The 20,961-nt window shown below is 40.1% G+C and carries 15 protein-coding genes; 10 read left to right on the forward strand and 5 right to left on the reverse strand.

Annotation, left to right across the window (positions count from 1 at the left end; genetic code table 11):
- Positions 1-32 precede the first annotated feature (32 nt).
- The 4 genes from lipA to GJV03_RS13925 all read left to right on the forward strand — a co-directional run bounded on the left by lipA (position 33) and on the right by GJV03_RS13925 (position 7,214).
- Positions 33-1,025, forward strand: a complete 993-nt coding sequence (gene lipA, locus GJV03_RS13910; RefSeq protein ID WP_056513092.1) for a lipoyl synthase — start codon at positions 33-35, stop codon at positions 1,023-1,025.
- 577 nt (positions 1,026-1,602) lie between these two features.
- Complete coding sequence (locus GJV03_RS13915) at positions 1,603-2,700, forward strand: helix-turn-helix domain-containing protein (RefSeq protein WP_004717563.1); 1,098 nt, start codon at positions 1,603-1,605, stop codon at positions 2,698-2,700.
- An 894-nt stretch (positions 2,701-3,594) separates the two neighbouring features.
- Positions 3,595-4,530, forward strand: coding sequence for a siderophore-interacting protein (locus tag GJV03_RS13920; RefSeq protein ID WP_105713518.1), 936 nt, complete (start codon positions 3,595-3,597; stop codon positions 4,528-4,530).
- 557 nt (positions 4,531-5,087) lie between these two features.
- Entirely contained in the window at positions 5,088-7,214 is a 2,127-nt protein-coding gene (locus tag GJV03_RS13925) for a TonB-dependent siderophore receptor (RefSeq protein ID WP_252720713.1), read from the forward strand.
- A 179-nt stretch (positions 7,215-7,393) separates the two neighbouring features.
- On the opposite strand, the gene GJV03_RS13930 is transcribed toward GJV03_RS13925, so the two are convergent.
- Complete coding sequence (locus GJV03_RS13930) at positions 7,394-8,986, reverse strand: BCCT family transporter (protein WP_151956909.1); 1,593 nt, start codon at positions 8,984-8,986, stop codon at positions 7,394-7,396.
- 263 nt (positions 8,987-9,249) lie between these two features.
- On the opposite strand from GJV03_RS13930, the gene betI reads away from it, so the two are divergent.
- The 6 genes from betI to GJV03_RS13960 all read left to right on the forward strand — a co-directional run bounded on the left by betI (position 9,250) and on the right by GJV03_RS13960 (position 16,603).
- Complete coding sequence (gene betI / locus GJV03_RS13935) at positions 9,250-9,873, forward strand: transcriptional regulator BetI (RefSeq protein WP_004717575.1); 624 nt, start codon at positions 9,250-9,252, stop codon at positions 9,871-9,873.
- Positions 9,866-11,338, forward strand: a complete 1,473-nt coding sequence (betB, locus tag GJV03_RS13940; RefSeq protein WP_154130326.1) for a betaine-aldehyde dehydrogenase — start codon at positions 9,866-9,868, stop codon at positions 11,336-11,338. The genes betI and betB overlap by 8 nt, the downstream gene beginning before the upstream one ends.
- Positions 11,339-11,428: 90 nt before the next feature.
- Positions 11,429-13,123 carry a choline dehydrogenase gene (gene betA, locus GJV03_RS13945; RefSeq protein WP_154130327.1) on the forward strand — a complete coding sequence of 565 codons (1,695 nt, stop codon included), beginning with the start codon at positions 11,429-11,431 and terminating at the stop codon, positions 13,121-13,123.
- A 67-nt stretch (positions 13,124-13,190) separates the two neighbouring features.
- A complete protein-coding gene (locus GJV03_RS13950) occupies positions 13,191-13,985 on the forward strand; it encodes a TorF family putative porin (RefSeq protein WP_004717580.1) in 795 nt (264 codons plus the stop codon).
- A 629-nt stretch (positions 13,986-14,614) separates the two neighbouring features.
- On the forward strand, positions 14,615-15,202 hold the full coding sequence (locus GJV03_RS13955) for a TetR/AcrR family transcriptional regulator (protein ID WP_004717582.1): 588 nt from the start codon (positions 14,615-14,617) through the stop codon (positions 15,200-15,202).
- A 192-nt stretch (positions 15,203-15,394) separates the two neighbouring features.
- Complete coding sequence (locus tag GJV03_RS13960) at positions 15,395-16,603, forward strand: MFS transporter (protein ID WP_154130328.1); 1,209 nt, start codon at positions 15,395-15,397, stop codon at positions 16,601-16,603.
- Between the two features lie 93 nt (positions 16,604-16,696).
- On the opposite strand, the gene GJV03_RS13965 is transcribed toward GJV03_RS13960, so the two are convergent.
- The 4 genes from GJV03_RS13965 to GJV03_RS13980 all read right to left on the reverse strand — a co-directional run bounded on the left by GJV03_RS13965 (position 16,697) and on the right by GJV03_RS13980 (position 20,933).
- On the reverse strand, positions 16,697-17,608 hold the full coding sequence (locus tag GJV03_RS13965; RefSeq protein WP_154130329.1) for an alpha/beta fold hydrolase: 912 nt from the start codon (positions 17,606-17,608) through the stop codon (positions 16,697-16,699).
- A complete protein-coding gene (locus tag GJV03_RS13970; protein WP_154130330.1) occupies positions 17,605-18,540 on the reverse strand; it encodes a metal-dependent hydrolase in 936 nt (311 codons plus the stop codon). The genes GJV03_RS13965 and GJV03_RS13970 overlap by 4 nt, the downstream gene beginning before the upstream one ends.
- Positions 18,541-18,556: 16 nt before the next feature.
- Positions 18,557-19,423: a metal-dependent hydrolase gene (locus GJV03_RS13975; protein WP_056513122.1), complete on the reverse strand. Its 867-nt coding sequence runs from the start codon at positions 19,421-19,423 to the stop codon at positions 18,557-18,559.
- 361 nt (positions 19,424-19,784) lie between these two features.
- Positions 19,785-20,933, reverse strand: coding sequence for a heparan-alpha-glucosaminide N-acetyltransferase domain-containing protein (locus tag GJV03_RS13980; RefSeq protein WP_154130331.1), 1,149 nt, complete (start codon positions 20,931-20,933; stop codon positions 19,785-19,787).
- Positions 20,934-20,961 lie beyond the last annotated feature (28 nt).

Genomic DNA, 20,961 nt, shown 5'->3' on the forward strand with positions numbered 1-20,961 from the left:
ATTAAATTATTTTATTTAATGGACTATTTAAAATGGATTTAAAAGTTTCAGTCACCACGGGACAAAAACTACGTGGTGCAGATAAATTGGCACGTATTCCAGTAAAAATTATCAGTACAGAACAGATCCCACAAAAGCCTGAATGGATTCGCGCCAAGATCAGCCAGCCTGAAGAAGTGCAACGTATTAAAAATTTATTACGTCAACAAAAACTACATACCGTATGTGAAGAAGCCGCGTGCCCCAATTTGCCACAATGCTTTGGTGGTGGAACAGCGACCTTTATGATTATGGGAGATATTTGTACCCGTCGATGCCCATTTTGTGATGTGGCCCATGGACGTCCAAATATTTTAGATGCTGATGAACCGAAACATTTAGCAGAAACCGTTAAAAATCTAAATTTAAACTATGTGGTGATTACCTCAGTAGACCGTGATGATCTTATTGACGGTGGAGCACAACACTTTGCTGCATGTATTCGAGAAATCCGTAAAAGTAGCCCAGATACGCTAATTGAGATTTTAGTCCCTGATTTTCGGGGCAGATTAGAAGTTGCCCTCAACATTCTGAGCGAAACCCCGCCAGATGTATTTAATCATAATATTGAAACGGTCCCTCGTTTGTACCGTGCAATGCGTCCAGGTTCAGATTATCAACATTCCTTGGAACTGTTAAAACGGTTTAAGCATTTACGTCCAGACATCGCAACGAAATGTGGCTTGATGGTGGGATTGGGTGAAGTCGAAGCAGAAGTTATTGTGTTGCTGAATGACCTCAGTGACTATCAGGTGGACTATGTCACCATTGGTCAATACTTACAGCCGTCTAAATCTCATGCCCCAATACATCGTTTTGTTTCATTGAAAGAGTTTGAACATTATCAAGCACATGGTGAGTTATTAGGGTTTAAAAATATATGGAGTGCGCCAATGGTTCGTTCCAGCTATTTTGCTGATCGTCAATACAAGGGCGAGCCTGTACCCAAGCCGTTTACACGTGAAAACATTGTCACAGAAATTTAGGATGATTAAGTGTTAAAGTGAATATGGACGCCTAAACATTAAACAATGAGTACTAAAAAATGAGTACTAAAAAGATCACACTGTCTTTTTATTGGTAACTTTATTTAACATTTGTGAGCAGAAAACTCATTTCAAAGCGAAACATTAACTTCTAAAGTGAAATAAATGAGGGTCTGTTAACAATTCGTCTATGTTTGCGACTAGGTGTGTTTTTTAGGCGATACTAGGCGAGAAATACGAAATTTAGTCATTCTAAATGAGTAGTTCGTAACGACGTAGCGGCAAAAAACACGCTAGTCCCGAAGGGTTGTGGCTAAAATTATCTCAGCCTTCGTTATGAAACTTGAAAATAGTCTCGCTATTCTCTTCGTTTCCTGCCTTGCCTGCTCAATTTTAACCTACAATGCAAGCCATTTATGAAATGTCAACAGACCCTAATAAAGATGATTATTTTCGGAACACTATTTGTTTGAATATAGCTTAAAATCTGGTGTGATCATCAACTAAAATCACCAGACACAACGACAAAGAATACAAGGTATTAATGGCATAACCATTCATCATAAAGGAATATGATATGAAGCTATTGAATCAATTACAGCCACAAGCGCTTCGTTTACAGACCACACATTTTGTCAATATCGAATCCGTCACTGCTGCGCCACTTCTCGCTTTACCTACCGAACTAGAACCGTCACTGTTTCGTCGTTCTCTTCAACATAATTATGCGGATTTACTAAAAATTGCAGATGATTCTGAAATGGCAATTGGAATCACAGATCATCATGGCACATTACTTTGGACATGGAGCAGCCGTGCTATGCTCTCCTCTGCTGAGCAAGTGCATTTTGTCGAAGGTGGACATTGGTCAACACAGGCTGTCGGTACAAATGCGATTGGTTTGGCTTTAAATAATCATCTCTCTAGCTGTGTTTATTCACATGAAAATCAGATGAACAGTGTACAGGATTGGGTTTGTTATGCCGCGCCGATTGTTGACCCTGTATCTGGACAATTTCATGGTGTGATTAATTTATCGACCAAGTACAAGAAGCATACTTCACTGGGTGTATTGGCTGTAGAGCGCTGCGCAGAGTTGGTTCAACGTGCGATTCAATTTGAACAAAAAAACATGCTTTACCTTAAAGTTTTTGGTACACCTAAAGTTCAATTTAACCAACAGCTTTTAACTTTGACCCATCGACAAATTGAAATTCTATGCATTCTTGTGTTACACCCAGAGGGTATTAACCTAGATGAACTGCACTATGCGTTATACGGTGATCGGGACATTAGTGAAAAAACCTTAAAAGCAGAAATGTCACAATTACGCACCTTGCTCCCTAACTGTATTTTATCGCGCCCTTATAAGTTAGTTTGTGAGATTCAAACCGACTTTACCAGAGCTGAACAATCCCTCAATGCAGGTTTTCTCGCCAGTACATTTTCCCTCTACAAAGGAAGTTTTTTGGCCAAATCAGAAAGCCCTTTCTTGACCACATGGCGTGATTGTTTCGATGCGCGTTTAAGTCATCTGATTTATCAAATTCAGGATATTGACCCACTTTTAAAAATTATTAGTCGTCTTCCTGAACGTAATGATGCAATACAACGGGTACTGGAGTTATTGCCTGAACAAAGTCAGCATCGCGCGTATTTTTTAAAATTACTTTAGGCTCAATGAACTTAGATATTTTATTGCATAACTTGTAGTACAGTGCCGTTTTGCTCCGATGTTTAAGGCTATAAAGTTGAGTAAAGTAGAATACATCTCCTCAAGCGAGCTATGTTTTTGCTTGAAGTTGTTTTGCTTAAAATTGCTTTGTATAAAAAATGATAAATGAATCGATCTAAGATTAATTTTTAAGGCCAACGACAGAAAATGCACGGCAAATATAGTCAACCTGTCAAAAAAAATCAGACACAATAATATAATTTCTCTTAATTAATATTTTTAATTAAATCAAACATATGATGAAATGATATTGTTTAATTATATAAAAGCTTACACTGCCACATCTTACATTCAAAGTTTAAATCCCTTTGCGTAGGCGATGCCTCACTTTTCAGAGATGAAAAGTGACAAAAATCTTCTATTGGGCGAGGGGTACGTCCTGTACCCCCGCCCAACGGCGACATCCATGTCGCCTCACGGTAGGATCACCAGCTATGATTCAAAAGTATAAAAATGAATTGATAACCAACAATTTTTAAAAGTTCATACAAAAACTTAAGCTTCATTTATGCTCAATGACTTGATGCAAATCACTTGTATGAAATAATTAGGTGATTTGACTATATAGAAAATTACAAGATTAAAATTAATATATTTTTCACGTAATTAAAATCAACCATTAGCCTGATCAATACTACAACGCCTCACAATCTTACCTCTCTCCGCAATAAATCAATTGCTAAAATTAAAATACAAGTAATTTAAACATAAATGCCCTTTAAATGATAATGATTATATTTTACATTTAACACAATGCAGATCTTCTCGATCCGCTCAGCACTGAAAGAAAGGCAATTGTGGTTTATTGCTTAATAAATATAGGTAGACTTAATAATGAATAGCCAACAACAAACGACATCAGATCAAAAAACAACTTTAGATCAAAAAATAGTACCAGACCAAAAAACGGTTTCAGACAAAAAAACAGTATCAGACCCAAAAGCGATACTGAAACAAGATGATCATATGCGGAATCTGGAAGTCATTGAGATGACGATAACGGCGATATCTCATCCTTTTCCTTCAATTGTACGTATCCGGGGCGAAATCAATACAACACAGCCAGACTTATGGACAACACCCAACCTTGCCATTCGTTTAGAAGTACTTCAACAAGCAGACGGCTTACCCATATCACGTGTATATACCGTGCGTTGCTTTGATCCAAGTACCCGCCAAATTGAAATAGACTTTGTTCTACATGCTGACCCAAGTCCAGCAATGCTTTGGCTAGATTCAGCAAAAATTGGCACTAAAATTCAACTTACTGGTCCAAGACCGCACTTCATCCCCAATTTTACCCCAACCAAACGCGTGGTGATGTTTGCTGACGAAACCGCCATTCCTGCCGTCTATTCAATTTTACAGCATTGGCAACCGGGGATTCAGGGAGAGATTTATATTGAAAGTTGTGAAGCCAATATTATTGATGATTTGCCAAAACATCATGGAGTAAATATGCATTTACTCCATCGGGAAAAACCACAGCAAGCGGGTAAATTGGGCATGCTACTTAAAGTTGCCGAGCAGTTTAAAGATCGTGAAGATATAAGCGTTTGGGCAGCCTGTGAACGTAATGAAGCAAGAGCGATACGTAAGCTGTTTACCCAACACAGTCATTTGAGTAAAGATGATATTCGTGTGGCGGGCTATTGGAATGTCGGCATGTCCAGCTCAACATTAGATTTGAGCCGAGTCGCATATTATCAAAAACATCTAGAACAAGGTAAAACGCTAGAAACATTTGATGATCTAGATATGCCTGTTTAAATCAAGCCATTACCCGATTTAAATACCCCCATCTCACTGTTCTTAAGACGGTTATTTCGGGGGAGTATTTGGAATGGAAATCAATCCTTGAGGTTGATGCTCTGGCTTTATTATGGCCTAACTCAATGATGATTGAACACAATTGACAGCAGCCCTCGGATCTCGCGATCCGAGTCTTTTTTATTATTCATTGCTCAGGCTGTGTTGCATAGCTATACATCATGGTCTGCTTAAAGATCCAAAGCGAATCCACTACAACATTTTTTCATGATGACTAATTATAACTACCGCGAAAACATGGTGATATAATTGCTGAAAATAAGATTACCAAGGTTGTTTTTCTCTAGCCAAGTGCAAAACTTAAAACCAATCTACCCGCCTTAACAGATGAGCCAATGTTATCTCAAAATGACAGGGATAAATTTGTTTGATCCTTTTTTAAATCTCAAACGACATTATAAGCGTACTCCTCACATCTTATAAGGCCGCTTTCGATGTCATCAACAAGAATGCAAATGACAGACAAAAAATACCTGTCAAAAATGATTCAAATGATCATGTTAGGTCTCACTTCTGTAGCTGCTACTACCCTTTTGCATGCTACTGAAGAGACGACTCAAAATAATGCAGAACCTCTCGCATTGCCAACACTCAAGTTTACAGCAAACCAATTGGGTGAAATTACAGAAAACAGTGGTGTCTATACTCCGGGTTCAATTGCCACAGCAACGCGTTTGGTTTTAAAACCCAAAGAAACCCCACAAACGATTAGTGTGATTACTCGCCAAGAAATGGATGATTTTAATCTCAACTCTATCGATGATGTTATGCGGCATACCCCGGGTGTTAGTGTGGTGACCTATGACAGTGAACGGACAGAATATTACTCCCGTGGTTTTGCAATACAAAACTTCCAGTACGATGGGATCCCGATGAATCGTGATTCGGCCTACTCAGCAGGAAATACCCTGAGTGATATGGCGATTTATGATCGTATCGAAGTTTTAAAAGGAGCAACGGGGCTTTTAACTGGGGTGGGTGATCCTGGTGCAACCATTAATCTCATTCGTAAAAAACCAACCAAAGATTTCCAAGGAAATGTTTCTCTTGGTCTAGGCACATGGAATAACTACCGCGGCCAAATTGATTTAAGTGGTCCACTTAACGAAACGGGCAGTATTCGTGCGCGTGGAGTTGCTGCATATCAAGACAAAGAATCTCAATTAGATCGCTATGAACGCAAAACCCCTGTGTTCTACGGCATATTAGAAGCAGATTTAACCGACAATACCCTACTGACTGTAGGCGCAGATTATCAAGACAATAAACCTAAGGGATCAACGTGGGGCGGTATCCCGATTTATAATTCGGCAGGCCAATTCAATAAAATGCCGCGTGGCTTTAACAATGGTGCAAATTGGAGTAATTGGGAGCAATATACCCGAACCATTTTCTCAACCTTAGAGCATAAGTTTGATAATGATTGGGTCGCAAAAATCCAGTTAAATCATCAAATCAATGGCTATGATGCACAATTAGGCGCAGCGGCTGGTGGTCATCCAAATCCATCGACTGGCACTGGTGTTTCAATGTGGGCTGGAAACTATAAAGGCGAAACCAAAAGTGATGCTGCAGACATCTATGCAACAGGTCCATTTCAACTTTTTGGCCGTGAACACGAGCTGGTTGTCGGTGCAAGCATTTCTGAAAGCACTTGGAAAAATAATGGTTATGGTACACCAACTGATTATAAAACCAGTGTAGATCAATATTATCAATGGAACGGGAATGTTGCAGAGCCTGATTGGCAAAGAGGTAATCATTGGTCAAACAATGAAACCACCAAGCAGAATGGATTTTATCTCACTTCCCGTTTGAATTTACATGATGATTTAAAAGTCATTTTGGGTGGACGTATTGCAAACTATAAGTCAGAAGAGACGAAAGAGTCAGGTATCTTTATACCTTATGTCGGTGCGGTTTATGATTTAAATGACCAATACTCAGTTTATGCAAGCTACAGCACCATATTTAAACCTCAATCTGCACAAAATCCAAACGGTAAAACACTTGATCCACTTGAGGGAGAAAACTACGAAGCTGGAATCAAAGGTGAATTTTTTGATGGTCGCTTAAATGCAAGCTTGGCATATTACCAACTCAAACAAGACAATTTTGCAAAAGAGATTCCAAACGTCCTTACACCATCTGGTGGTGTCGCGTCTGAAGCGCTACAAGGTGTCAAAACCAAAGGGGCTGAACTCGAAGTTACCGGTGAAATTCGCCCAGGTTGGAATTTACATGCTGGCTTTAATCATAAAATCTCTAAACAAGATGGGATAAAACAGAGCACTTTGACCCCTGAAAATGAATTTAGCCTTTATACCAGTTATAAGCTCAATCAATGGGTGGATGGTTTAACTATTGGTGGTGGTGCACGTTGGCAAGATAAGACTTGGGGCGATGTCACCAATCCACTGTATAAAGATCCTGTTAAACATGTGGTGTCTGATTATTGGCTATTTGATGCAATGGCAAACTATGAAGTCAATGATCAACTATCTGTTTCTTTTAATGTAAACAATCTTTTAGATGAAAAATATTATACGATTTTTAGCTGGTATAGCACGTATACATGGGGCGAAGGCCGTAACTATAATTTAGGACTTAAATATAAGTTTTAATCCGGTTTAACTGACTTCCTCTAGGCAATAAGCAAACTCCATACTGCCTAGAGGAATTTCTTCTATTTAACATGCGCAATCAACTTTTGCTATTGCGCCAAAATCACTGATCTCATCTCATCCTGCGCTAGCATCAACCTAATTGCGTATTAAATCCTCATGTTGATCTGTGGATCTTATTATTTGACGGGTTCAGAAGAATCAGTCGTTTTGTTGATGGCTTGTGGTGGTTGCGGGCTGGCTAAGTCCTGATTAATTGCTTTGGTTAAACCAAACATATACAGCAAAATAATCACCGAGAATGGTAAACCACATAGCACCACGGCACTTTGCATCGAATGAAAACTACCTGCTAACAGTAACCCAATACTGACAATCGTAATCACCACAGACCAGAAAATTCGCAACCAAATCGGTGAATCACTTTCATTGCTTCCGCCTTTTGTAGACAGATTTGCAATCATCAGCGTACCAGAACCCACTGGGGTCAAGAACAGTACAAAACAAATCACCACAACAATCCCAGCCACATAAGGATTAAAAGGTAAATATTCGAGCAACTTAAACAAAGACAAAGCTGGATCGGTAAGAACCATATCGCCCAAAACTTTTTGTTTTTGAGTCAAAATTAAATCAATTGCAGTATTTCCGAAAATGGAAATCCAAGCCAAAGTAAAGCCTAAAGGGATCAGACACACACCCAAGACCACTTCACGAATGGTGCGCCCTTTTGAAATACGCGCAATAAACATCCCAACGAAAGGTGCCCAAGCAATCCACCAAGCCCAATAAAACACCGTCCAAGAACCGAGCCAGCCTTTTGCTTGTGGATTGTATAAATACACATCAAAGCTTTTCGCAACAAAATGGTTGAGATAGTCACCCACATTCTGTACCAAACCATTCAGTAAATGATTGGTTGGCCCTGTTAAGAACACAAATAACAATAACGCATAGAGTAAACGTAAGTTAATCCGTGAAAGCCAAGCCAGTCCTTTTTCAATCCCCACCACCGTGGTGATTGTCGCAACAGACATCATCACCAATACCACTGCAATCAGGGTAACATTGTTGTCGGGAATGGCTGGGACTAAATAACTAATGCCCGAAACCAACACCAGTGCACCAATGCCTAGATTTGTGACCAAAGAAATCACCGTGGCTAAAATCCCAAAGCCATCCACAAAGTCGCCGATCAAACCATAGATCCGATCGCCAAAAATTGGATAAAGCGCAGAACGTAAAGCCAGAGGTAAATCTAAGCGAAAGGCAAAATAGCCCAAGGTGACACCCAATAAGGCATAGAGCACCCAGCCATGTATACCCCAATGTAAAAAGCTATACATCATGGCATCTCTGGCAGCTTGGATTGTGCCGCCCTCGCCTTCAGGTGGTCTTAAGAAATGATCGACAGGTTCAGCAACACCATAATACAGTAAGGCAATACCGATACCTGCTGAAAACAGCATAGACACCCAAGCCAAGTAACCAAACTCAGGTTTATCACCATCTTTTCCAAGTGGAAGTTGTCCAGCACGTGAAAAAGCCAACCATCCGACAAAACCCAGACATGCCACAATCACCAGCATGTAATACCAACCAAAGAGTTGATTGGCCTGCTCTTGCACATAGGTTAGCCAAAACTGACTTCTTTCTGGAAATAAAACAAACAATAGGCCAAAAATACCGATACTGATTGCAGAACTTCCAAACACAAATAAATTTAATCGAATCCGTTCGGATGAATATCCTTTATGGCTATTTGACACCATGCTATTGCTCCTTGCAATCGGTGTATTTTCTTAAAAAATAATAGGATATGTACTATTTTTACTGAACATCCTGATGGATCAGAATGTTGATGTATACACTTACATTTCTTATTACTCATCAAAAAATTATTGATTTTTGCAGATTATACTTTTTATTGATTGAACGTTCAATCAATAAAAAGTATTATAAAAAAATGCTAAGATGTTCTACATTGAGTAATGTTAAATAAAAAGTGCCTTTTCAGCACTTTAAGTGGATATACATGACAAAACGTAGAGTCAAACCAGAGCATGTGCGACGTGAAGAAATTATTAACGCCGCATTTGATGTGATTTATGAAGTGGGCTTATCCAATATGACCATTGCACAAATCGCAAAGAAAGCCGAGCTATCCACAGGTATTGTGAGTCACTATTTTGGTGATAAACAGGGATTAATAAATACCTGCATGCAAGAAATGCTGAATGTTTTACGTCGCAAAACCGACCAAAATAAAACTGAAGCAGACGAGCATCCAGAAAGCCAACTTAAAGCGATTATTGACTCTAACTTTGATATTAGTCAGGTCAATAAACAAGCCATGCGCATCTGGTTAGACTTTTGGTCTGCAAGCATGCACCTACCCGAACTTGGGCGCTTGCAACAAATTAATGATCAACGCCTGTATTCAAACTTGAAGTTTCACTTTCTCAAGTTATTGGATAAAGAACAGGCAAGCATTGCCGCTCGTGGTTTAGCGGCATTGATTGACGGATTATGGTTACGTGGCAGTTTAAGCAGTCATGATGAATTTGACAGCCAGCTAGCGCGTTCCATTGCTTACGATTATGTAAAAACGCAATTGCAATTTGCGAAAAAACCTTTGCAGGAGAGACAGAATGAGTGATTCACAAGTTCATCAATTGTACATCCATGGTCGCTATGTAGCAGCGACCAGTGGTAAGACCTTTACCAGTATTAACCCTGCCAACGGTGAAGTGATCGCAACCCTTCAACAAGCATCACAACAAGACATAGAAGCGGCTGTTCAAAGCGCACAACAAGGTCAAAAAATTTGGGCCGCAATGACAGCGATGGAGCGTTCTCGTATTTTACGTCGCGCTGTCGACATTTTACGTGAGCGTAATGATGAACTCGCTCGCTTAGAAACCCTCGATACAGGTAAAGCCTATAGCGAAACATCGACCGTTGATATTGTCACCGGTGCTGATGTACTCGAATATTATGCAGGTCTCGCGACTGCAATTCAGGGAGAGCAAGTTCCGCTTCGTGAATCAAGCTTTTTCTATACCCGTCGTGAACCGCTTGGTGTTGTCGCGGGAATCGGTGCTTGGAACTATCCAATTCAAATCGCATTATGGAAATCTGCCCCTGCGCTAGCTGCTGGGAATGCCATGATCTTTAAACCAAGTGAAACCACACCGCTGAGCGTATTCAAACTTGCTGAAATCTATACTGAAGCTGGACTACCAGATGGCGTATTTAACGTGGTACAAGGTGCAGGCCGTGAGATTGGACAATGGTTAACTGAACATCCAATTATTGAAAAAATTTCTTTCACTGGTGGTGTTGAAACAGGCAAGAAAGTTATGGCAAGTGCCGCAGGTTCTACACTCAAAGAAGTGACCATGGAACTCGGCGGTAAATCCCCTTTAATTATTTGTGATGATGCTGACCTCAATCGTGCAGCAGACATTGCGGTGATGGCAAACTTCTTTAGTTCAGGTCAAGTCTGTACCAATGGTACACGTGTCTTTGTTCCAAAAGCACTGTTAGCAGATTTTGAAGCCGCTATTGTAGAACGGGTAAAACGGATCCGTATCGGCGATCCAATGGCTGAGCAAACCAACTTTGGTCCACTCACCAGCTTCCCGCATATGGAAAAAGTCTTGTCTTTCATTGAGTCAGGCAAACAACAAGGTGCCAAACTGCTCATTGGCGGTGGCCGTGCGACAGAAGCTGAATTGGCGCAAGGTGCTTATGTGTTACCGACAGTTTTCAGTGACTGCCAAGATTATATGCGCATTGTTCAAGAAGAAATCTTTGGCCCTGTCATGAGCATTCTCAGTTATGAAACTGAAGAAGAAGTCATTCGTCGTGCCAATGACACCACTTTTGGTTTAGCAGCAGGTGTTGTGACACAAGACATTACCAAAGCACATCGCATTATTCATCAAATCGAAGCAGGTATTTGCTGGATCAACACATGGGGCGAATCCCCTGCTGAAATGCCAGTGGGTGGCTATAAGCAATCAGGTGTCGGCCGTGAAAATGGTTTAACCACACTTGGGCATTACACCCGTATCAAATCAGTTCAAGTTGAGTTAGGTGAGTATCAAAGCATTTTTTAATGCACTCAGGCTTTCTCCGTATATCAATTCTATGTGCCATGTCATCACCTGATTGCATTGGCACTTTTAAAAAATACAAAAAGGATAATTATGACTACTCAAGCATATGACTACATTATCATCGGCGCAGGATCTGCCGGAAATGTGCTCGCAACACGTTTAACTGAAGACAAAGACGTTACTGTTTTACTCTTGGAAGCAGGTGGCCCAGACTACCGTTTAGATTTCCGTACTCAAATGCCAGCAGCGTTGGCCTACCCACTACAAGGACGCCGTTACAACTGGGCATATCTCACTGATCCTGAACCACATATGAATAATCGCCGTATGGAATGCGGCCGTGGTAAAGGTTTAGGTGGTTCCTCATTGATTAACGGGATGTGTTATATCCGTGGTAATGCAATGGACTTAGATAACTGGTCGACGCTCAAAGGGCTAGAAGACTGGAGCTATGCAGACTGCTTACCATATTATAAAAAAGCTGAAACCCGTGATATTGGTGGCAATGACTACCATGGCGCCAATGGCCCTGTATCTGTGGCAACCCCTAAAAATGGCAATAATGTCTTGTTCCATGCCATGGTTGAAGCAGGTGTACAAGCAGGCTATCCACGTACAGATGACTTAAATGGTTATCAACAAGAAGGTTTCGGTCCAATGGATCGTACCGTGACACCAAAAGGCCGTCGCTCTAGTACCGCACGTGGTTATTTAGACATGGCAAAAGGTCGTCCTAATTTAACGATCGTGACCCATGCCACCACCAATAAAATTTTATTTAATCAAAAGCAAGCGATTGGTGTGGAATATATCATTGGTTCGGATAAAACCAATCTCACACAAGCACGTGCAAACCGTGAGGTCTTGCTTTGTGCGGGTGCTATCGCATCACCACAAATTTTACAACGTTCGGGTGTTGGTGAAAGCAGCTTCCTTAAATCAATGGACATTGATGTTGTACATGATTTACCGGGTGTCGGTGAAAACTTACAAGACCATTTGGAAATGTACTTACAATACAAATGTAAGCAACCTGTTTCACTCTACCCCGCATTAAAATGGTTTAACCAGCCTGCGATTGGCGCTGAATGGTTATTTAATGGGACTGGTATTGGCGCAAGTAATCAGTTTGAAGCAGGTGGTTTTATCCGCAGCTCAGATGAATTTGACTGGCCAAATATTCAATATCACTTCTTACCTGTTGCGATTAACTATAACGGCAGTAATGCAGTGAAAGAACATGGCTTCCAAGCCCATGTCGGTTCTATGCGCTCACCAGCTCGTGGTCGAATTAAGCTGAAATCTAAAGATCCATTTGAACATCCAAGTATTCTGTTCAACTACATGTCAACCGAGCAAGACTGGCGTGAGTTCCGTGACGCCATTCGTATCACCCGTGAAATCATGCAACAGCCTGCATTAGATGCATATCGTGGCGATGAAATCAGTCCTGGAAAACAGGTGCAAACTGATGCTGAACTGGATGATTTCGTGCGCAACCATGCTGAAACTGCTTACCATCCTTCATGTAGTTGCAAGATGGGTGAAGACGAAATGGCAGTGGTTGACGGTCAAGGTCGTGTACACGGTCTACAAGGCTTGCGCGTTGTTGATGCTTCGATTATGCCGCTGATCATTACTGGAAATTTAAATGCCACAACGATTATGATCGCTGAAAAAATCGCAGATCAAATTCGTGGCAAAAAATTGCCACGTTCTGAAGCGGGTTATTACAAAGCTGGCACAGCACCTGTGCGCAAAGCGCCTTTACGTCCGATCGTGTAAAAGTATTCATATTTTAGCGACACCTCAGTTTTGACTGAGTGTGTCGCATCTTTCAAGGACGAATAACATGAGAAAAAAATTATTATTGACCATCCCTTTGAGTTTATTTTTTCAAACCCTACATGCCAATGAATCTGGTGTAGAAACGCCGTCTCCGTATAGTGCAAATTTGACAGTAGCCAGCCAATATATCTCACGTGGTTTTCAACAGACCTGGGGCAACCCTGCTGTACAAGGCGGATTTGATTATGCTCATCCCAATGGTTTTTATGTAGGAACTTGGGCTTCTACTGTGAGTGATGACTTCATCCGTGATGCCAATGTTGAATGGGATGTCTATACTGGTTATAGCCGTAGTTTCGGTCAGTTAAATCTGGGGACTAAAGTCGCTTATTACTACTATCCTGGGGCAAAAACCACTGCTGAAACAGGTCATACCCGTTTTGATTATGGTGAAATTATTCCAGAAATCAGCTATGGTCCGCTGAGTGTTAAATATGCAATTACCTATACTCAAGATTATTTTGGCAATAATTCTGACACTTTAGCAATTGGTTCCAATAAGCACTCTCGTGGTTCAGGCTATTTAGATGTGAATTGGTTACAACCCATCGCTCAAGGTTGGTCGCTGAATATGCATTATGGCAATCAACGTATAAAAAACTTTTCTGCCGCAAGCTTTCAAGATGCCAGTGTTGCCATTAACAAAGCACTGCCTTATGGCTTATCTTCCAGTTTAAGTTATAGCAAAGCATGGGACAAAGACGGATATTATCAAAAATACAGCAATGGCAATCCCAATGCCAAAGTTTCAAATCCAATTGATTCCACCCTCACTTTTTCACTCACTAAAAAGTTTTAAGCTAAAGTTTAGATATTTAGTAACCTGTTATAGATCAACCAAAAACCATGCCCTTCATGAGCGTGGTTTTTTAATGTCTATAGTCACCCCCCTAATTATTCATACAAGTGATTTCTATCAAGTCATTGATCAGAAATGAACTTATGTTTTTGTATGTGCTTTTAGAAACTGTTGGTTATCAATTCATTTTTTTTTACTTTTGAATTATAGATGGTGATTCTACCGTGAGGCGACATGGATGTCGCCGTTGGGCGGGGGTACAGGACGTACCTCTCGCCCAACATGAGCAAAAACAAAGCACTGCTTTGTTTGCAGCGCAAGGTTTGGCAATCCCTACGAAAAGTGAGGCATCGCCTACGCAAAGCTATTTAAACTTTGAAGGTAAGGTGTGGCATTGCAAGCTTTTTATAATTAAATAATTTATTTTCTCATGCAATTGATTTAATTAAAAATATTCATTAAAAGAAATTATATTCTTGTGTCTGAGCTTTTTTGACAGGTTGACTTATATCTTGGCTTAATTCAATAAAGCAAACTCAAATCTCCCCATACTGTTGAATTATCATTAGACAGCCATTGATTGTTTGTATAAAGTATTAGGAACGATTGTTCCAGTATAAATTAACATTATGCGTACTAAAGAGTTTGATCCTGAAGAAGTTGAAAATGCAGTTATGCAAGTTTTCTGGCGTAAAGGATTTGCAGCGACATCAATTCAAGATTTGGTTGAGGAAACTGGACTCTCACGCAGCAGTTTATATAGTTCCTTTAAAAATAAAGAGCAGCTATACCAACAAGCCTTATCTCGCTATCAACGCCTGATCAGTAAATCAAATATTGATTTGTTATCCAGTGATGGATCAGTCAAAAGTATCATGCAACAATTATTATCTCGTATCATTGAAGATGAATTAAATGATCCGCAACATCGGGGTTGCCTGATGGCCAATGCCTGTTTGGAGTTAGCAGGACACGATCAAAAGACTGCAGAATCTGTCACATACAACTTTGAACGATTACAGCACGCACTGGAACAGCTCATGATCAGAGGAAAGCAATCTGGTGAAATCACCCTACATAGTTCTTCGCAAGCCTTAGCACTTTTTTTCGTGAATACCATTCAAGGCATTCGCGTTTTAAGCAAAGGCTGTAGCGCAGAAAATCGTCAGCAATATCTAGAGAATGTTGCTGAAGTCGCACTGAATACCTTGTATTAATTTTTAGTTTCCCCCTTAGCAGACTGACTAATTTGCAATGCTGAGGGTTTTATTTACCTAAAAATGGAACGATCATTCCAATATAAATGACAACATGGAGTCTACAATGAATATTGATCTTCAAAATTTTGTGATGCCTATATTCCTTAAACGAGATGAACTTTCTGTCAATCATACACAGAGGTATAGCGCATGAATCAGTTCAACAACAGATCAGAGCAGAACCGATCTGCGCCCAGCTTACCGATATGGAAATTATTGGCATTTACGGTTGCAGGTTTTATTACCATTATGACGGAAATCATACCTGCGGGCTTATTGGCATTGATCAGTCATGACTTAGAGGTGTCTGAAGCTTTAGCAGGGCAAATGATTTCAGTTTATGCCCTAGGATCGGTCATTGCGGCGATCCCTGTGGTTGCTGCAACACGGAGTTGGTCAAGAAAACCTTTATTGTTATTGGCAATCACAGGCTTGTTTGTCTTCAATAGTCTAACAGCGCTATCTTCCAGCTATATTGTCATCCTGATTTCACGATTTATTGCGGGAATGTCAGCTGGAATTATCTGGGGTATCTTGGCGGGTTATGCTCGAAGTCTAGTTCCTGCCCATCTACAAGGCAGAGCGATGGCGATCGTTGGGGTCGGTCAACCCATTGCATTATGTATGGGTGTGCCTTTAGCTATTGGATTGGGCAATCTGTTTGGCTGGCGTGGGGTTTTCTGGGTGATTTCAGGACTTGCTTTAATCCTGATCATCTGGATAAAAATAAGCCTCCCTCATTTGGCTGGACAACCCGCGAGCAAACAACAATCCATTCTCAAGGTCTTGATACACCCCGGTATAGGCGCAATTTTGGCGGTTATTTTTGTTTGGATTTTGGCACATAACATACTTTATACCTTTATTTCGCCTTATTTGTCTGCTGTACAGCTGAGTGAGCATATTGATCTTATTCTTCTTATTTTTGGTCTTTCTTCAATATTCGGCATTTGGATTACAGGGATTTGGATCGATAGATCATTACGCAAATTAACCCTAATCAGTTTAACAGGCTTTGCCATCGCTGCTCTTTTCATGGGCTTGAGCGGTCATCACATCTGGCTTGTGATGCTAGGTATCGTACTTTGGGGAATGACTTTTGGCGGTGCACCAACTCTACTACAAACTGCGCTGGCAGATGTCGCAGATGAAAATGTGGATATTGCCCAATCAATGCTGGTGACGGTGTTTAATCTTGCTGTTGCAGGGGGCGGTATTTTAGGTGGCATCCTACTGCAAAATGTAGGAATAGACTCATTTTTTGTTTGTATCATCGCATTATCATTATTGGGGTTATCTATTGTATTTTTTGCGCATGAAAATGGTTTTAAATCAGGACATCGTTTGGGCAGAAAATAAATTTAAAGCTGTCATTTAACACCATGCTTCGATGACAACATCTATTGGATCAAACAGCGCCATCATCGTTGATTGGGCTATTTGATCCGTCTCTTAAACGATAGCTATGGCTTTATTGACTAAAAACAGTTGCACAAATTGCTGAATCTTATCCGCCACTGCCTGTGGTTGACTTAAAATCCCCCAATGCCCTGCCGAAACTTCGCTATAGCGAATATCATCCCCCCACTCTTCCATCCCACGGCTTAAAGCAAGCGGTACAAATGGATCTTGATTCATCAATAACATTTGCACAGGAATGGTTGTGGTTCGACCTGTCGGCTTGAATAATGCTTTGGTTAAATTTTGACGATATAGACCTAAACCACTGATGGCATTGCGAAGTTGGGTCGGGCTCTTTTCAACTGAGGTTTTTTCTAAATACCCCACCAGTTTTGGCCATACTTTGCCAAGACCTAAACGCCAAGTCAGTTCAGGAAGTACAGGGATTTGTAACATTGCCATATAACTTGATGCTGACACTCGCTTAATCACGTTGAAATAGCCTTGTAAGTTACCTTGGGCCAACTGGCGATGAAACCACCACCCTACATGATCTGTACTTGGCGCCAATGCAGTATAAGACGCAATTTGAGACTTTAATCGGTCAGCCAATACCGCTTCCCAACCTTGTAAAGCGCCCCAATCATGTCCAACCAAATGGACCGATTGATGTGGGCTCACTGCTTTAATCACTTGGGATAAATCTTCGATCAAATGTTCAAAAGCATAATCTGCTGTTGTTTTTGGAATATCAGATAATCCTGTACCACGTACATCATAAGCAACCACATTAAAATGAGGGGCTAAATATTGTGCCACCGCGTGCCAGACTTCAGCAGAATCTGGATAACCATGTATCAATACAATAGTATCTTGATCAACATCTAAGCTGCCCCAATGGTAAGCAGCCAAACAGATATTTCCTGAATGAACATATAGCTTGGTCTTATCAAAATGCTTCATGAAACCACCCGCGGAACAGTTTCAGTTTTTTGCTGATATGCAAGTACCCCTGCTGACTGTGCCAAGTAGGCTTGAGCAAGTTCAGTTGAAGCTTCGTAATAGGGATGATAGTTGGGCTTAAAAAACCGTAAACTGGTCTTAAAAAACCACATTGGTCCTGGTATATAGCCATTTAAATCAGAACGATGCCAAGCTTTCCAAAAAGCGGGTTGCCATAAGCTTTTTTGGTTTTGTGGAATAGCAGGATCATCTTGAGCCAGTTGTACAGTACCAGCCGCCATGAGATAGGTAAAAATAGGAGCGGTCACAGCCATCACCGCAACACGTAATAAATAACTCCCTGAAATATGCTGATAAACATCATAAGCAACCGTACGATGCTCAACTTCCTCAGCACTATGCCAAGTAAACAAGTCACTTACCACAGGATCTCCACCACGTGCCTGCCAATCAGAACGGGTTAATACATATTGACCAATTGCTGCAGTAAAATGTTCAGCCGCGGCCACTAACCCAACTCGCGCATTTAACCAAGGTCGCTGCCAGACTTTAGGTAAGTTAAAACCCAAAGGTTTGTCCGCGAGTAACCGATCAAATAAGCCAACAACTCGTTTATATTGGTTCTCCACATCCACCCCATAACGTAGCAAATATTCTTCGATTGAATCCTTGTGCGCTTGTGAATGAATGGCTTCTTGTCGAATGAAAATTTTGGCATCTTGCTTAAGTTTTTCATCATGAATAAAAGGTAAAGCTTTATTGAACATTCGACAGAAAAAATACTCTCCTCGAACCAAGGTAAAACTAAAATGATTGACACCATGACTTGCCAATGGGTCTTGTGGTATCCAGTGTAAAGGCGAGTGCTCCCATTCAAATTTAACCTGTCGAGGAATCATTGCCCAACTTGCTTTTGATGCTTCAGATCGCATAATTCTTTCCTCAGAGTTATGATGGTAAATGATGAGGCGTTTCAGATAGACCTATTTTTACTTTGGTTTTTGCCACGATTTCAGACTCATCCGTATCATTGGGATGGAAATTAAAACGGTAGTAATCTATAAATTTAGGAATAAAAACTTTATATTTTTCCACACCATGCTGAGCAAATTTGCGCCATGATTTTAGATTTAATAATTGGCGATCGCGTTTTAACAGCACAACTTGATAAACACTCGACAATGCAGTAATCAAAACCAGACTAAACGTGAAAATCGCAACGCGAGGAATATAAGCAGCTAAGCCCTTTCCATATAAGTATTCATACATGTCATAAGCCACAGCCTTATGTTCGGTTTCTTCAACACTGTGCCATAACCATAAATTACGAATGCTTTCATCCGTCATCAATTCATTGACATCTTTCATCATCTCCACCACCAACACGGCGGTGTAATGTTCCAGACCCACAGTCACCAAGAGATTCCACTTTTTAGGAAAAGTACGTTCAATTGCTTTTAATATGATCCCTGTGACTTTTTCTAAAGATTCCGGATCTAAACCATATTGTTGTGCACTGACATGAAAAGCATGATGTTCTTTAGAGTGCATGGCTTCTTGTCCAATAAAGGCTCCAATATCACGGTCTAATTGTGGATTATTTTTAATTTTTTTACGTAAGGCTCGCACTGAACGGACAAAGTACGATTCACCTTCTGGAAAAAGTGTTGATAGACCTGTGAAGTAATGAGTAAAGGTTGGTTCGTCATTACACCAATACTTGGGCATATCCTGAAACTCATAATCCATACGACGTACTGGAAATGATGCAGGTGTTTTTTGCTTTGATTTTTCTTTCACCGCTGATATAGACATGGTTCACCTCAAGAATTTATCTCAAAATAACAAGTTCCAAAAAGGAACTAATAAAATCAAAATAATGATCCATGCTGATCTTGTCAATCAAGTGAATATGCTTTGGCTCAAGGTTGTCCTTAAATGACAGTATCATTCCTATAAAGACATCTCGATAAAGACAGGCTATAAATAAAAGGTGAAAAATAAATTAAAATATTGAAGATGAAATAGCTTTAATACAGCCCAAGTCGTCTTTAGGCTGTTCAGCACTAGGTTAAGCATTCAAAAATATTAAAAAAATAGTGATATCCATCATTACTGGACATCACTATTTTAGCTGCTAGATATGCTTTTAAATTAAAACAATACTTAACTTATCTTATAAGTATTTAAGAATAGCGATATGTTTGTTTTTATGTTTGTAATCAGAAAATTTAACCATTAAAGGATATAAAATTATGCTGAGAATAATCGCAATCCACCACAATGTAGACACCGAATCGACACCAAAATAATCTCCATGATTTTTCCCCAAAAAGGCAACCACGAGCAAATATAAAGCCTTTAAAACATATAAGTGAACAATATAAAAAAACATTGGTACAGAACCAAATATGATCAAGGGTTTGATCCAAGGTTTTGTTTCGATTTTTTGCAGACAGACCAAAAGAACCAGTCCAACACCAACGTTCCATAAAATGAAAAATAAAGATGGTGGATATTTGGTTAGATTCATAAAACTCATGAATGTTTCAGTCCATGTCGGCATGACCGTCCAAGCATGATCTCCATATACATTGATCGCTCTTAAAAGCAAAAATAAAGCAATACTGGAAAAACCAAAAATGAGTAATTTTGTATTTCTAGATTGGTTTTGTTGAGATGAAGCAAAAACACTTGAACCAATACAATATCCTAAAGTAATCACACCAATCCAAGGTAAAACAGGATAAGAGGTTCGAATACGAATCAGATTGCCAAACTCAATCCAGCCCCGTTCATGCATAATGAACCATAAATTCTGTATGAAAGGTACATTTTCAAAAGACACTTGATCAAGCACATTGTGCCCAAAAATAATCACGATGCTGATTATCCATAATAATTTTTTTGGCAATCCAATTAAAGCCGCCAACGCCAGCATACTTAAACCAATCGCCCAAATCACTTGTAGATAAATCACATCAGGTGGGAACTTGCCAGTCCATGCAAAATTGATCACCACCAACTCAAGAAAGATCAGAAATAACCCGCGTTTAATCAAAAACTCACGTGTCATCACTAGACTATTATTTTTAGCTTGATAGAGATAGGCGGATAAGCCTGTCAAAACAATAAATACTGGAGCGCATAAATGGGCCAATATTCGGCTAAAGAAAAGTGACGTTTCTGTGCCTGGAATCAGCATTGGATCTGGAACTTGATGATGGAGGTAAAAAGTTTCTCTGACATGATCAACCATCATAATCAAAATCACCAAGCCTCGTAATGCATCAATCGCTTGTAAGCGTTGCGAAGGAATAGACATAGAAAAAACAATAAATTAAACGTTATGA

The sequence above is a fragment of the Acinetobacter sp. RIT698 genome, assembly GCF_009668065.1.
Taxonomy (GTDB): Bacteria; Pseudomonadota; Gammaproteobacteria; order Pseudomonadales; family Moraxellaceae; genus Acinetobacter; species Acinetobacter guillouiae.